The organism is Dyadobacter koreensis, assembly GCF_900108855.1.
Taxonomy (GTDB): domain Bacteria; phylum Bacteroidota; class Bacteroidia; order Cytophagales; family Spirosomataceae; genus Dyadobacter; species Dyadobacter koreensis.
Genome location: NZ_FNXY01000004.1, coordinates 376,877 through 389,801, shown reverse-complemented (window position 1 = coordinate 389,801; position 12,925 = coordinate 376,877). Strand labels below are relative to the sequence as shown.

The 12,925-nt window shown below is 41.8% G+C and carries 11 protein-coding genes; 5 read left to right on the top strand and 6 right to left on the bottom strand.

Annotated features, from left to right (window positions below):
• Positions 1-19: 19 nt before the first annotated feature.
• Both BMY70_RS13910 and BMY70_RS13905 read left to right on the top strand, forming a co-directional pair.
• Positions 20-745, top strand: coding sequence for an esterase family protein (locus tag BMY70_RS13910; RefSeq protein WP_090335799.1), 726 nt, complete (start codon positions 20-22; stop codon positions 743-745).
• Between the two features lie 135 nt (positions 746-880).
• A complete protein-coding gene (locus BMY70_RS13905; RefSeq protein WP_090335798.1) occupies positions 881-2,698 on the top strand; it encodes a M61 family metallopeptidase in 1,818 nt (605 codons plus the stop codon).
• Here the strand turns inward: BMY70_RS13905 and BMY70_RS13900 are convergent, their stop codons facing one another.
• From BMY70_RS13900 to BMY70_RS13875, 6 genes are all read right to left on the bottom strand, one after another.
• Positions 2,699-3,067, bottom strand: coding sequence for a DUF1801 domain-containing protein (locus BMY70_RS13900; protein WP_090335797.1), 369 nt, complete (start codon positions 3,065-3,067; stop codon positions 2,699-2,701). It lies immediately after the preceding gene.
• Positions 3,068-4,639, bottom strand: coding sequence for a serine hydrolase domain-containing protein (locus BMY70_RS13895; RefSeq protein ID WP_090335796.1), 1,572 nt, complete (start codon positions 4,637-4,639; stop codon positions 3,068-3,070).
• Positions 4,640-4,720: 81 nt separating this feature from the next.
• Positions 4,721-5,128 (bottom strand): hypothetical protein, encoded by a 408-nt coding sequence (locus BMY70_RS13890; protein WP_143072099.1) that lies wholly within the window; start codon positions 5,126-5,128, stop codon positions 4,721-4,723.
• A gap of 184 nt (positions 5,129-5,312) precedes the next feature.
• A complete protein-coding gene (locus tag BMY70_RS13885) occupies positions 5,313-5,936 on the bottom strand; it encodes a DUF6134 family protein (protein ID WP_143072098.1) in 624 nt (207 codons plus the stop codon).
• A gap of 259 nt (positions 5,937-6,195) precedes the next feature.
• Positions 6,196-8,202, bottom strand: coding sequence for a heavy metal translocating P-type ATPase (locus tag BMY70_RS13880; protein ID WP_090335793.1), 2,007 nt, complete (start codon positions 8,200-8,202; stop codon positions 6,196-6,198).
• A gap of 259 nt (positions 8,203-8,461) precedes the next feature.
• Positions 8,462-9,898: an aminotransferase-like domain-containing protein gene (locus BMY70_RS13875; protein ID WP_090335792.1), complete on the bottom strand. Its 1,437-nt coding sequence runs from the start codon at positions 9,896-9,898 to the stop codon at positions 8,462-8,464.
• A gap of 132 nt (positions 9,899-10,030) precedes the next feature.
• On the opposite strand from BMY70_RS13875, the gene BMY70_RS13870 reads away from it, so the two are divergent.
• The 3 genes from BMY70_RS13870 (at position 10,031) to BMY70_RS13860 (ending at position 12,883) form a co-directional block, all read left to right on the top strand.
• Entirely contained in the window at positions 10,031-10,933 is a 903-nt protein-coding gene (locus tag BMY70_RS13870) for a DMT family transporter (RefSeq protein ID WP_090335791.1), read from the top strand.
• Positions 10,934-10,944: 11 nt separating this feature from the next.
• Entirely contained in the window at positions 10,945-11,412 is a 468-nt protein-coding gene (locus tag BMY70_RS13865) for a DUF1572 family protein (RefSeq protein ID WP_090335790.1), read from the top strand.
• 79 nt (positions 11,413-11,491) lie between these two features.
• Positions 11,492-12,883 carry a pyridoxal phosphate-dependent decarboxylase family protein gene (locus BMY70_RS13860; RefSeq protein ID WP_090335789.1) on the top strand — a complete coding sequence of 464 codons (1,392 nt, stop codon included), beginning with the start codon at positions 11,492-11,494 and terminating at the stop codon, positions 12,881-12,883.
• The last annotated feature ends 42 nt before the right edge of the window (positions 12,884-12,925 follow it).

Sequence of the window (12,925 nt, the reverse complement as noted above, 5' to 3'; positions counted from 1 at the left end):
CAACAATTGTGCGGGCGTAATGGAAAGAGCATACCATAAGTGGTTCAGCAAGACACTTGAAAAGGATATGGAGCTTTTGGTTTTTGGTCACATGGGTGAGCCGGTGATCTTTTTTCCAACGAGGGGAGCACGATTTTATGATTTTGAGAATTGGAAAGTGATCGAGGCCATGCGCGAGAAAATCGAAGTTGGAAAAGTGCAGATTTATTGCGTGGATAGCATCGATAATGAAAGTTTTTACTCCGATGCGGAACCTGAACAACGCATTTTACGGCATGGACAGTATGAAAAGTATATCTTAAAAGAGGTAATTCCATTTATAAGAAAACAGAATAAAGATAAAAGGCTGGTATCCGCCGGGTGTAGTCTTGGCGGATACCATGCGGTGAATATAGCTTTCCGTCATCCTACGCTTTTTACGAAAGTGGTTGGTATGAGTGCGCGTTATGACCTTACGATCTCGCTTCCTTTCTTTGATGATCTATTTGACGGCTATTTTAATGATACCATTTATTATAATATGCCAACGCGTTTTATTGCGATGTTATCAGATAAGCGGATTGTCAGGCAAATAAAAAAGATGGAAATTATTCTGGTGATCGGTCTTGAAGACCATTTCCTGGAAAATAATCGGGAGTTGAGCAATGCCTTGAAAAATCTCAAAATTCCACACCAGTTTTATGAATGGAATGAAGAAGCGCACCGGCCGCGCTACTGGCGACAAATGGTCCAGATATACTTATGATTTTAAACAAATCCATTATTTTACTGAACTAAAAACATTTTTAGCCGGCCTCTTCGTTTTCCATCTTTACAAGCTCTTGTTTCAAGCGTCTTTTTTTCGATCTTCGGGTTATTCTTACCATATAACCAGGCTGAAATGATCCGGTGTTTAAGTTCCGTTTTCCTAATTTTTACAATCTTCTCTGCGTCTGCGCAGAAAATCAGTTATACTGTCTCATTCCCGAACATCGTCCATCACGAAGCGGTAATCGAGGTAGCGGTGACAGGTGCGACTCAAAAACAATTGACGTTCCGGATGAGCAGGTCTTCCCCCGGACGTTACGCAACACATGAATTTGGAAAAAATGTATACGACGTAGCTGCTCTGGATATCTCAGGAAAAACCTTGGAAATAAAACGTCTGGATGGTGATGTCTATCAGGTTCCTACCGCCAATGGATCAGTAAAGGTTCGTTATACTTTGTACGCCAATCATCCGGACGGGACCTATGCGGGTATCGATCAGAGCAGCATTCAGCTAAATAATCCTGCGGCTTTCATGTGGGTGAAGGAGCTGGAAAAGGCGCCGGTTGAAGTTAATTTTAACCTACCTGATTTGAAAGGATGGACGATCGCGACGCAGTTGAAACCTACCGACAAGCCTAACGTTTTTACGGCACCGGATCTTCAATATTTTATGGACTCTCCCGTAAAAATCGGGAAACTGATCATAAAAAACTGGTCTTTGATAAATTCTGATAATAAAAATCTTGATTTCAGACTAGCGCTGGAAATTGATTCTGATGATGCCGGAGCTTCAATTTTTGCGGATAAAATTAAAAAGATAACCGAAGAGAGCGGAGCAGTTTTCGGAGAGTTTCCTTCTTTTGATTATGGACAATATACTTTCCTGGCCAGTATAAATCCATACGTAAAGGGTGATGGAATGGAACATAGAAACAGTACGATGATTGCGCTGCCGATAAAATTCAACGGTTCGAATAATTTGCTCGGTGTTTTTGCCCACGAGTTTTTTCATGCGTGGAATGTGGAGCGCATTCGTCCAAAAAGCCTCGAACCTTTTAATTATGAGAAAAGTAACATGAGCCATGAACTTTGGTTCGCCGAGGGTTTCACTCAATATTATGGAGAATTACTTTTAAAGAGGGCTGGTTTCAGAGATTTGAACGACATAACCGGAACGTTTAGCGCCCTGGCCAATACCAAGGAAAATACGCCGGGGGCAAAAAAGCTATCCCCGGCAGAGGCAAGTTGTATGGCCGTTTTTGTGGATGCAGGTGTGGCTGTGGATAAAACAAATTACCCCAACACGTATACTTCGTATTATCCATACGGCGCGTCTATCGCGATGGCTCTTGACCTGGAACTGATGAGCCGGAAATTATCCCTGGATCAGTACATGAAAGCAGTATGGCTGAAATTCGGAAAGACAGAAAAGCCTTATGTGATCGCAGATCTGCAATCCGTCCTAGAGTCCGTAACCGGCGATAAAGTTTTCGCTGCGGATTTTTTTAAGAAATACGTGAATGGTCATGAGTCATTTGATTACGCACCTTTGTTCGAAAAAGCGGGAATGAAGTTGACAAAAGAATTTGCAGGGCAGGCATGGATTGGTAATATCCGCTACGTGGAGAAGTCGGAGTTGATCATCGCTGCTAACACAACTGTTGATACGCCGTTGTATAACGCGGGAGTAGATATCGACGACCAGATTACGAAACTGGACGGGAAGGCTGTAAAGTCGGAAAATGAGATTAAGGCGATTTTAGATTCTCATAAACCTGGTGATAAATTAGAGATAGAATTTGTTCACCGTGGTACAACGAACATGAGCGTCGTAAATCTGGCCGAGAATCCTAAGTTGATCGTGCTCACAAACGAGAAATTAAACTTGCCGGTTACCGAAGAAATGCATGCTTTTCGTAAGAAATGGCTGGATAGCAAGGTTAAATAGTCACCTTTTTGTTTTAATTGTTCCGCTGATGTAAAGACTCAGCGCAGCATCCAAAATAACCAGAATCGTTGGCAGCGGCAGATCCTGAGACGGATCAAACTTTATTACTTTCATTCTTGAACGATCATCCCGGACTAGTCCGGGATAATCGATTTTTCCTCCTTCCACGATTCCCAGATAAGGGAAATTGGTTTTCTTATCTATCCATAAATAGCAAAACATCTTTCCCTTATAACAAAAGAATGGCATCCGATACTTCCACGCTTCGGTAATATCGCTGTCTCGACCGAGAATGATCTGGCGCAACGCAGAAAGACAGCCTTTAACAGGCTCTTCTTTCTGGAGGTAAAACATGTCGGTTTCCTTCATTTATTTTGAGATTTCTTTTACATCCAATTGTTGAACAAGCGCAGGATTTTCTGGTGTTAATGTGAAAAATATTTCCAGCGCCCCCTTTTCTCCTTCAACTACAAATTTTCCACGCAACTGATTTTCCGCAACGAGATCCTTTACAGCACTGATCTTCCCGATTTTGGCGAATAATTGCTGGCTGTTTTTTCGTCTTATTTCGACAGACTTGTCGGGGAAAAAATTAACTGCAAAGATCTTCGACCTTTCCGCATTCGACCAGTCTGGTAAAAGTTGTGCAAGCTCTTTTTTTCGTTGTTTTAAAATGGGAGAGACCGGCAGTGTCCTTGGCTGTAAACCTGCTATGGAAATCAGAGTGTCCATTACGGCAAAATTGACGGTATTCATTCCGGCATAGGTAAGATTTCCGTTAGCGATCACTCCGATACCGTATTCGGGCATGATCCACCATTGGCTCCCAAATCCCGGTAAACCGCCAGTATGCCCGGCAAATAACCGGTTGTCACAATCCCGGCTGATTCTGAGACCATAACCGTAACTGCTTACGAGTGCACAAGTCCGCCCGTCAGGATATTTGAATCTCGTGTTTAAATTATTGAATGTCCAGGGCTGCTGCATTTCACGGACCGAGCTACGTTTTACCGGCCCGGTTTCCTTATCATTTTTCGGTGGCCATGCTGAAAGGTGAAACGCCATGTATTTTCCGAAATCTTCGATAGATGTCAAAATTCCTCCCATTGCACCGTATGTTCCGTCATGTAGTAGTTCTTCTTCTTTCCACTTTCCATCTTCCCATCTATACCCATGAGCAAGCAGATCGGCCGGTGCCTTTGTATATTCCCAAAGGGTGCTGTTCATTCCCAGAGGTTTAAAAATACTATCCGTAATATACTGCTGATAAGAGGTGCCGCTAACTTTTCCGATTATCTTCCCCAGCATAGCAAATGCCAGATTACTATACTCATACTGAACTCCGGGGACATTCGAATTTGACAAACCCTTTTTTATCAATTGAATTAACTCGTCATCCTTTGTATCCAGCTGCCGGTCTCCCCACGGATTATCTTCCGGGAAACCTGCAGTGTGCGTCATAAGGTTTCTGATTGTAATCGCTGGCGAATCAGCTGTGAGCAGTGGCATCGATTTCAGCTCAGGAATATAGAGGTAAGCAGGGTCATCCAGACGCAGTTTACCTTCATCCCGCAGCTTAAGGATCGCCATCGTTGTGACACTTTTGCTCATGGAAGCTATCCGGAAGAGGGATTTTCCGGATGCTTTGGTTTTTTTCATAACATCCGTATAACCATATCCATCTGAATAAATGACCTGGTCGTCGACAACCAGACCAAAAGCCATTCCTGGGAAATTATTTTTTTCGGCATATTCCTTGTAAAGTTTTTCAACGACCGGTATCGCTTCCTTAATCCGGGCAAGACGATCCTTGTCAGAAAAAACCGGGGGCTGATATGTTTGAGCATAACTGCTCGTGGAAGCCTGTGCTTTTTGCAGTTCTGATTGAGAGTGCGCAGCAGAATAAATAAGAAGGGATAAAGGAAGAATAAATCTTTTCATGAAGTAGTAATTGAGTATAAATTTCTTCGTGAAGGTAACAGAATCCACAATTTGTGCTGCCCATTACCTCACGAAATTTACTCAATTCATCACATCATCCTTCAAAAGAGACATGAAAATCTGGTTTCCTTCCGGATCCAGGCTTATCTCATAGGTATATTTTCCGTTTTCCAACCGGTTCAAACCAGCGTAATCAGTGGGTTCGATAATATAAGGTTCTCCGTTTATCTGCAATTTTACAAAGCTGTAGGGATAAGCGAAGTTGAAAGTTTTATACTCAGATACTTGATTGTCAGGAAGGTTTCCAAAATTATTTACGCCTCCGCTGGTGTTGACCTCAATGTTTTGGTAGGGTAACAAACTCGCGTTTTTAATTCTGATCTGCACTTCGTTTTTCGCTTCAACGTCGCTGTCCATGGCCTTATCTCTTGAACAACTGAAATTTAGCAATGCCATGATGGCAACCATGCATAATAGTAGTTTCTTCATAACGATCGGTTGGTTTACAGTTCATTCAAAAAAATCGTACCTGATTAATACAGGTAAAAAAGGATTTTTTTGTGGTGTCATTATCTTTTTAATAACGTCTTAAATCACTTTTTTGTTTTTTCTTATTGTAGTTTATCAAATTAACGTTTAGGTATTTTTTTCTAACACTTTGGTTTAAAACACGTTATATTTTCAGTTTAAAGACAAATTCACCATAACCAGACTCAATTTCTACACGTTGTAATACGCCTGAGCGATAGGTGTAGGTCATCACATCCCCATCCGGAAGCGTGGTTTTATACACGGAAGCTGCTATCTGTTTGAATTTTAAAAAAGTAAGAAACGTTTCGGAAAATATTTCAGTTTTTTCAACCGGCTCGTTGAAGTATAGCCAGGTTACCGTTGCAGGGATATTACTTTTCATCTTGACAACCTGGTCTTTATCTTTTTTTAATTCATAGTGGTTTTCATTGAAGTGTGTTGTACTCGTCAATTTTTTCTTTTTATTTACAAAGCGATGAACCTGAGCGTCCTTCAGCTGGGAATTTGAAAAGACATTGGTGATGTTGGATTGGATATGAAACGACAGAAGCATCTGAATTTTCATTTCACTGTCGGTAGAATACAGCTGACCATTTGGCTGAGTTTGGGATGTCGCCTTCAATGATCCCACTTCTTTTCCTCGCCACATCACAGTATAATTTCTATGTTGCTGGCCATAACTTTCTATCGCGACCAAGCAAATTATGACGATGAAAACTTGCCTGATTACTGATGAAATATATGACCTTTTATTTCTTTCCTGCATACCGCTGATAATTGGTGCTGATGTTAGACTATTACGTCGAGTGATTATTAAATATTGCAGTTGCAATTAGTATGCCAACCGTGGAAATGCAAAGTCCTATTATTTGGCAATATTAAAAATCTCCTTACTAATCTAGTGAAAAATTGAGCAAACGGGAAGGTAAGATGAGATATCCGGACAAGATAATTTAAACTAAAAAGAGAAGTATGGTTCTAAAAACCACACTTCTCTTTTCAAATAATTCGAGAGTATTTGTTACTTATAGTCTTTTGCCCTGAATTCTGAAAGCGTTCAGAATTGCAAGCAAAGCAACGCCCACATCTGCAAATACAGCTTCCCAGAGTGTTGCTATTCCACCGGCACCAAGCGCCATCACGAGAATTTTAATACCCATGGCAAGCGCGATATTTTGGTAGACGATCGATTTGGTGATTTTTCCAACTTTGATCGCCGAAACAATTTTCGAAGGCTGGTCATTCTGAATAACGATATCAGCAGTTTCAATTGCAGCATCTGATCCCAAACCACCCATAGCGATTCCTACATCTGCCAAAGCAATTACTGGTGCGTCATTCACACCGTCGCCAACAAAGGCAATCCTTTTACCATTGTCTTTTAGCTCCTGAACAATCCTGACCTTATCTTCCGGCAGCAGATCTCCATAACTTTTATCTATGGCTAATTCCTTCGCAATTGAAGAAGTAACTGCTTTTTTATCTCCGGAAAGCATAATTGTTTCAATTCCAAGTGCTTTTAGCTCGCGTATGGTCTGGGCAGAATCCTCCTTAATTTCATCGGAAATTGTCAGATACCCCGCATAGGAATTGTCAACAGCAACAACGACGATTGTTTCTACAATTTTGTCCAGTTCAGCAGGATAATTCACTGAGAATTTCTGCATTAATTTTGTGTTTCCGCAAAGCACAATATTATTTACGATCCGGCCTTTTAACCCGAGCCCGGAGAACTCTTCAACGTCTTCTGCTTTTGCTAAACCGGGAGTGCCAGCATATTGGACTACGGCTTTTGCCACCGGATGTGTCGAATATTGTTCAAGTGACGCAGAATAATTCAGAAATTGTTCACGCTCGATCTTTGTTTCAACATGCTGAACGTTGAAGACGCCTTTAGTCAAAGTCCCGGTTTTGTCGGAAACAAGCGTATCAATGTTTGTCACGACGTCCAAAAAGTTTGAACCTTTAACAAGGATACCATTTCTGGATGCTAATCCGATTCCACCAAAATAACCCAGCGGGATAGATATTGTTAACGCACAAGGACATGCAATGACCAAAAAAACCATCCCGCGGTAAAGCCACTGCTGGAAGTCATAGTCTTGGACAAAAAAATACGGAATCAGGATAATTAGTAGCGCCAGACCGAAAACGATTGGCGTGTAAATTTTTGCTAATCTGCTGACTAGTAATTGGGTAGGTGCTTTTCTTGCAGTTGCATCCTGAACCATTTCCAGTATACGCGATAACTTGGAATCTTTAAACAAAGCGCTAACTTCAATCTCGACGGATTTTTCGGTATTGATCATTCCGGCCAAAATACTTTCATTTTTCCTTTTTAGGTTCGGTTTCGACTCTCCTGTCAAAGCCGCCGTGTTGAATATTCCGGAGTCTGAGATGAGCACACCGTCAAGTGCTACTTTTTCACCTGCTTTGACCAGGATTTTTTCGCCCGGCTGTACTTCATATGGAGAAATAATGACATTTTGATCATTTCTTAAAACTGTAACAGTGTCAGGACGGATATCAAGCAATGCTTTAATGGAACGTCTGGACCGGCTAACTGCAAGATCCTGAATCAATTCTCCAATTTCATAAAAAATCATTACTGCCACCCCCTCACTGAATTCTCCGATGTAAAAGGCTCCGAAGGTAGCGATCGTCATTAAAGAAAATTCATTAAATAAGTCCCCACGTCCTACCTTTTGGAAAGCCCGGATCACTGTTTTGTATCCGGCCAGCAAATACGCAGAAAGCATCAAAGCAATTTCGGCATATCGGTTTACTTCAATTCTCAATAAAAACGTGGTGATCAGAAAAGCAGCAAGAATAAACAGGCTAAGCCACAATGTCCATCTGCTCATCAATAAACTGTTATTTTCATCTCCTCCATGATCATGGTCATGATCGTGGTCGTCGTGATCGTGGTCGTGGTCGTGATGATGCTTCTCATGACTATGCTTTGGTCCGTTTTCTGGACCGCAGCAGTGTTCTTCCGTATGTATATGTTTTATGCTGATTTCCTCTTTCATGAAACTGAATTAAAACTGAATTAGCGGGTGTCCAGTTGGTTTAATACTAAAACAACATTTCGATCGAACTCAGAACAAAGATAGACAGATATAGCGTGCAACAGGGTTACATGTGCTGTAAATCAGGTAGTTGCACTGTTGTTGCAATTTTATATAACAAAGGTTTTTCACGTAAAAAATTAATTCAGAGGCATTTATCAGAACGAGTGCCAAATACAAACCTCAAAATAATTCAAGCAGTTTTTAAAAAGACGCTGCTTCAACGCAGAGATTCTACGATTTTGCCGAGTTTTTTCAGACTTTTATCAATGAATTCACTGTAAGGCGCGCCAAAACTGATCCTGATATAATTGGTAAATCTGGCGTCCGTGCTGAAAATCTGTCCCGGAGCGATACTTACTTTTTCCTGTAAAGCTTTTTCAAATAATTCAAAGGCATTAACATTTTTATTCATTTCAATCCACAAAACATAACCTCCCTGCGGACGACTTACCTTGGTGTCTTTTGGGAAATAATCTGATATTGCCTGAATGTAACGCAGGCATTGTGTATGCAACGCTTTTCGCATTTTTCGCATATGCAGGTCGTAACGCCCGGTTTCGAAAAACAGTCCGACCGCTGCCTGCGTTGGCGTGGCGGAAGATACCGTGCTGTTGAGTTTTATGCTGATTATTTTGTCCATAAACTTACCCGGAATGCACCAACCCACGCGATAGCCTGGTGCCAGTGTTTTGGAAATAGATGAGCAAAGCATCACTAATCCTTCTTTATCATAACTTTTGCAGGTTTTCGGGCGGGTTTTTCCAAAATACATTTCGCCATAAATATCATCCTCGATTAATGGAATCTGATGCTTTGCTAAAAGTTCAACGAGCTGTTTCTTTCGGTGATCAGGCATTAAACCTCCCGACGGATTTCCGAAATTAGGCACAAAAAGACACGCTTTGACTGGATTTGTGTGCAGAGCATTTTCAAGATATTCAATATCGACGCCCGTTTCTGCGTCTGTTGGAATTTCAAGGACCTTTAAGCCGAGACTTGTCATTACGTTAAAAATTCCGAAGTATGTCGGGCTTTCCATGGCAACGGTATCGCCCGGTTGCGTTACGGCCTTAAGGCAGAAGCCAAGTGCTTCCATGCATCCCTGTGAAGTCACGACGTCATCCGATGTAATATTTCCATTCCAATTAAACGCATATTTTGCGATCTGTTTCCGGAGTGTCAGATTTCCCTGCACGTCTTCATAAGCGGTACAGCTGTTCGGACTCCGGCGAATAGCCTCCATCATCGCTTTGTTTAGTTTTGCCTCAGGTATCAGCTCCCGCGAGGGCGTTGCAGTGGCCAGCTTGACAACCCCTTCCTGACTCAGTGTCTTGTATACAATCCTCAGCATTTCTTCGACATCAACCTTGACCAACCCAGAAGAAGGTTTTGGTGAATCTGGGGTTTTGAGATATTGCGAAGGACTAAATCGAACAAAATAACCTGATTTTGGACGCGCTTCAATAAATCCCTTATTTTCCAGCTCGATGTAGGCCTTGTATGCTGTGCTGATACTGATTCCCTGTTCTTTGCTCAGCGCACGGAGCGAAATCAACTTATCACCTGTTTTCAGTATATTCTTTTCTATCTGATTTTCAAAACGCTCCGCCACAGCCATGTAAAGGAAGTCGTCTTTACTAAGTGTTTCCTGCATATCGGTTTTTCATTTTATACAACAGATTGAAATATCTGTTATGCTGCTAATTTAAAAAAGTGAATCTGTTTTTTTAGAATTAAATGATGAATTTTTGCAGAACCATTAATCATACCTATTGATCTTTCTGTCATGAATCCGAATTTTAGAGCTTATGCAGCATTAATTCTTGTTTGTTTTTTCTGGGGAACGACTTATCTCGTCGCCCGAATTGGAGTGGCAGGTTTTCCGGCATTCATGTTTATGGGGATCCGAAATACGATCGCCGGAACCCTTTTACTGGCTTTCCTATTTATCAGCGGGAATGAAAAAAACTGGGATTGGCGAGACGCGCGCCTACAGATTATTCCCGGATTGTGTTTGATTACTTTTGGAACAGGTATTGTCGGCTGGGCCGTCAGATATATTCCAAGCAGTCTGGCTGCGCTGATCTGTTCACTTATTCCGATCTTTACCATCATTCTCAACCTTATGCTGAGGAAAAATGAAAAAGTGAACTGGCAGATTATGGCAGGTATGCTGCTTGGATTTTCCGGGGTTGTGCTGACTTTTAGCGATAACCTGGAATTTGTGCATGACAAAGACGGACTGAAAGGAATTCTTGTCGCACTTTTTTCCTGTATTTCCTGGTGTTTCGGCGGGTTATATACCCAGGCTTACAAATCAAATTCCAGTGCTTTTTTTAATGCCGGAGTTCAAATGTTAACCGGTGGTATTGGATTGTTTGCTTTAAGTATTTTCAACGAGGACTGGAATCACATACCTGCGATGAACAATACTTCCCTGCTCGCTTTACTCTATCTGATCTGTTTCGGGTCAATTTTGGCATTTGGGGCCTATTTATATGCGATGTCTAAACTTCCGGCAGGTCTCGTTTCTGTATATGCCTACGTTAACCCGCTTGTCGCGATTTTACTGGGATTCATTATTTTAAATGAGAAGTTGACCTGGTATACAATTATCGCATTTTCTGTGACCATGACCGGTGTGTTTCTCGTAAAGTCCGGCTACGGCCTGCAACAGCGTAAAGTATAAACCATCACCATATGAAACTACATGAATTTGTCTTCCTGTATCGACGTGACCTACACCGTTTGAAAAAGGAAATTTCGGCTTACCATACAGAAGAATCGCTCTGGGTGAAAATTCCCGGTACGATCAATTCCGGCGGAAATATCTGCCAGCATCTTATCGGAAATCTCCGGAGTTATATCGGATTACATATCGGCAGGTTCGCATATGTCAGAGATCGGGATGCAGAATTTAATTTACGGATCTTCACAAAAGAACAATTGATTGAAGAGGTTGATTTTTTGCTGGAAATAATCCCCGGGGCGATTCTTAAAATGAATGAAGATCTGCTGACCGAAGAATATCCGCAAGAAGTTGTTGAGATACATAGTCACCAGAGTTATGCATTCATCTTGACCCATCTGTATCAGCATCTGGCCTGGCATACAGGACAAATTAATTATCACCGGAGAATTGCCGATAGTAATCAGAGCAAGGTTTAAAAGATTTTGAGTTAAATATAAATAGCCAGCAGTCACGCTGTGCCAGGTAATGATTTTTTGAGAGTTTTATATTATTAGAATGAACAAAGTACTAAAAACTGATCAGGAAGATATTTCGCTGATTTTAGATGAAATAAAAAAATATAGTGCCGATTATCTGGCTTCGCTTCATGATGCACGAACTTCGCATACGGATCAAGACGTAAATCTAGAGCCGCTCGGGGACACCGGTTTAGGTACGTCGAGGACACTGGATTATTTTAACGAGAATTTCCGTAAGATAATCGTTTCAAGTGCCGGCCCCCGCTACTGGGGATATGTTGTAGGAGGGGTAACGCCGGCTGCTTTGGCCGGGGACTGGCTAACATCTGTTTTTGATCAAAACACGCAGACTACTCATGGAAGCGGGGATATTTCTGCAATTTTGGAGAAGCAAACCATTCGACTGATCGCTGAATTATTTGAGCTCCCTGATGTATTCAACGGTGGATTTGTCTCTGGCGCCACGATGTCAAACTTCACCGGTCTGGCGGTTGGACGGCAATGGGCCGGGTTACAAATTGGAAAAGATATCGCTCGCGATGGAATGAGTGACGAAATCGTGGTTTTGGCAGCGACGCCACACTCGTCCGTGATAAAGTCGTTATCCATGCTTGGTTTTGGCAGCAGTAAGATTATCAAAATCGGTACGCTTCCCAATCGTGAAGCCATGGATTTGACTGTTCTGGAAAGGAAATTATTCCAATTGCAGGGGAAACCGGTAATCATTAGTTGCAGTGCAGGAACGGTCAATACCGTTGATTTTGATGATTTAGCTGCTATCGCGAAACTTAAAGAAAAGTATAATTTCTGGATGCACGTGGACGCCGCCTTTGGCGGTTTTGCTGCGTGTTCAGCAGACTATCAATACCTGGTGAAGGGTTGGGAATATGCAGATAGTATCACCATCGACTGCCATAAATGGATGAACGTGCCTTATGATAGTGCAGTTTTCTTTACGAGAAAAGAACATTCGAAATTACAGGTACAGACTTTTCAAAATTCCAACGCCCCATATCTGGGTGATCCGCTGGAAAATTTTTCTTATATGAATTTTCTACCGGAGAATTCACGGCGGTTCAGGGCGTTAACAGCCTGGTTCAGTCTGGTTGCGTATGGGAAAGAGGGTTTTAGATCGATCGTTGCAAATAGCGTGAACTGTGCGAAGGCATTCGGTGACTACCTGGAAGCAGATGAGTCTTTTGAATTGACGGCCCCTGTCAGATTAAATGTTGTTTGTTTTAAACTGAAAGAAGCAGAGAAAACCCCAGTTTTTTCGGACACGTTGAATAAAACAGGAAAAGTATTTATGACGCCGACAGTTTTAAATGGTGAGTTCTGCCTTCGTGCAGCTTTTGTTAATTACCTGACTACGAGGGAAGACGTTGATTTTGTTTTTGAGGAAATGAAAAAGATTGTAAGAGTTCTGTAACCGTTAATTAGATTTTGGTAAAATAATGCTGTACGTAGCAAC

Bases quoted from the DNA above. Each gene is read 5' to 3' on its own strand.
- BMY70_RS13910 (WP_090335799.1), top strand. From the start codon at position 20: ATGGAAAGAGCATACCATAAGTGGTTCAGCAAGACACTTGAAAAGGAT.
- BMY70_RS13905 (WP_090335798.1), top strand. From the start codon at position 881: ATGATCCGGTGTTTAAGTTCCGTTTTCCTAATTTTTACAATCTTCTCT.
- BMY70_RS13900 (WP_090335797.1), bottom strand. From the start codon at position 3,067: ATGAAGGAAACCGACATGTTTTACCTCCAGAAAGAAGAGCCTGTTAAA.
- BMY70_RS13895 (WP_090335796.1), bottom strand. From the start codon at position 4,639: ATGAAAAGATTTATTCTTCCTTTATCCCTTCTTATTTATTCTGCTGCG.
- BMY70_RS13890 (WP_143072099.1), bottom strand. From the start codon at position 5,128: ATGAAGAAACTACTATTATGCATGGTTGCCATCATGGCATTGCTAAAT.
- BMY70_RS13885 (WP_143072098.1), bottom strand. From the start codon at position 5,936: ATGCAGGAAAGAAATAAAAGGTCATATATTTCATCAGTAATCAGGCAA.
- BMY70_RS13880 (WP_090335793.1), bottom strand. From the start codon at position 8,202: ATGAAAGAGGAAATCAGCATAAAACATATACATACGGAAGAACACTGC.
- BMY70_RS13875 (WP_090335792.1), bottom strand. From the start codon at position 9,898: ATGCAGGAAACACTTAGTAAAGACGACTTCCTTTACATGGCTGTGGCG.
- BMY70_RS13870 (WP_090335791.1), top strand. From the start codon at position 10,031: ATGAATCCGAATTTTAGAGCTTATGCAGCATTAATTCTTGTTTGTTTT.
- BMY70_RS13865 (WP_090335790.1), top strand. From the start codon at position 10,945: ATGAAACTACATGAATTTGTCTTCCTGTATCGACGTGACCTACACCGT.
- BMY70_RS13860 (WP_090335789.1), top strand. From the start codon at position 11,492: ATGAACAAAGTACTAAAAACTGATCAGGAAGATATTTCGCTGATTTTA.